The organism is Vibrio sp. YT-16 (assembly GCF_033337405.1).
GTDB classification, from domain to species: domain Bacteria; phylum Pseudomonadota; class Gammaproteobacteria; order Enterobacterales; family Vibrionaceae; genus Vibrio; species Vibrio alginolyticus.
In genome coordinates this window covers 1-1,190 of record NZ_JAWOQQ010000115.1, presented here as the reverse complement: position 1 = coordinate 1,190, position 1,190 = coordinate 1, and the positions used below count along the sequence as shown (strand labels likewise).

The following is a 1,190-nucleotide window of genomic DNA, read 5'->3' as shown; positions in this document are numbered from 1 at the left end:
TGTCTAAAGAAAAATTTGAACGTACGAAACCGCACGTTAACGTTGGTACTATCGGCCACGTTGACCACGGTAAAACAACTCTAACTGCAGCTATCTGTACTACTCTTGCTAAAGTTTACGGCGGTGTAGCTAAAGACTTCGCATCTATCGATAACGCTCCAGAAGAGCGTGAGCGCGGTATCACAATCGCAACTTCTCACGTTGAGTACGACACTCCATCACGCCACTACGCACACGTTGACTGTCCAGGACACGCTGACTATGTTAAAAACATGATCACTGGTGCTGCACAGATGGACGGTGGTATCCTAGTTGTTGCTGCGACAGATGGCCCAATGCCACAAACTCGTGAGCACATCCTACTAGGCCGTCAGGTTGGTATCCCATACATCATCGTATTCATGAACAAATGTGACATGGTTGACGATGAAGAGCTACTAGAACTAGTAGAAATGGAAGTTCGTGAACTTCTATCTGAATACGATTTCCCAGGTGATGACCTACCAGTTATCCAAGGTTCTGCACTAGGCGCACTAAACGGCGAAGAGCAGTGGGAAGCGAAAATCGTTGAACTAGCAGAAGCTCTAGATACTTACATCCCTGAGCCAGAGCGTGCGGTAGATCAGCCATTCCTAATGCCTATCGAAGACGTATTCTCAATCCAAGGTCGTGGTACAGTAGTAACTGGCCGTATCGAGCGTGGTATCCTAACTGTAGGTGACGAAGTTGCTATCGTAGGTATCAAAGACACTACTACAACTACATGTACTGGTGTTGAGATGTTCCGTAAGCTTCTAGACGAAGGCCGTGCAGGTGAGAACGTTGGTGCACTTCTACGTGGTACTAAGCGTGACGAAGTTGAACGTGGTCAAGTACTAGCTAAGCCTGGTTCAATCACTCCACACACTAAGTTCGAATCAGAAGTATACGTACTGTCTAAAGATGAAGGTGGTCGTCACACTCCATTCTTCAAAGGCTACCGTCCACAATTCTACTTCCGTACAACTGACGTAACTGGTGACATCCAGCTACCAGACGGCGTAGAAATGGTAATGCCAGGCGACAACGTACAGATGACTGTAGAGCTAATCGCACCAATCGCAATGGACGAAGGTCTACGTTTCGCGATCCGTGAAGGTGGCCGTACAGTAGGTGCTGGTGTTGTTGCTAAGATCTTCGACTAATTCATA

Annotated in this window: 1 protein-coding gene; it reads left to right on the top strand. The window is 47.2% G+C overall.

The genetic code is table 11. The features are described from left to right. The coding region (tuf, locus tag R7F07_RS25125; protein WP_017822038.1) for an elongation factor Tu at positions 1-1,184 on the top strand (1,184 nt) is incomplete at its 5' end. Positions 1,185-1,190 lie beyond the last annotated feature (6 nt).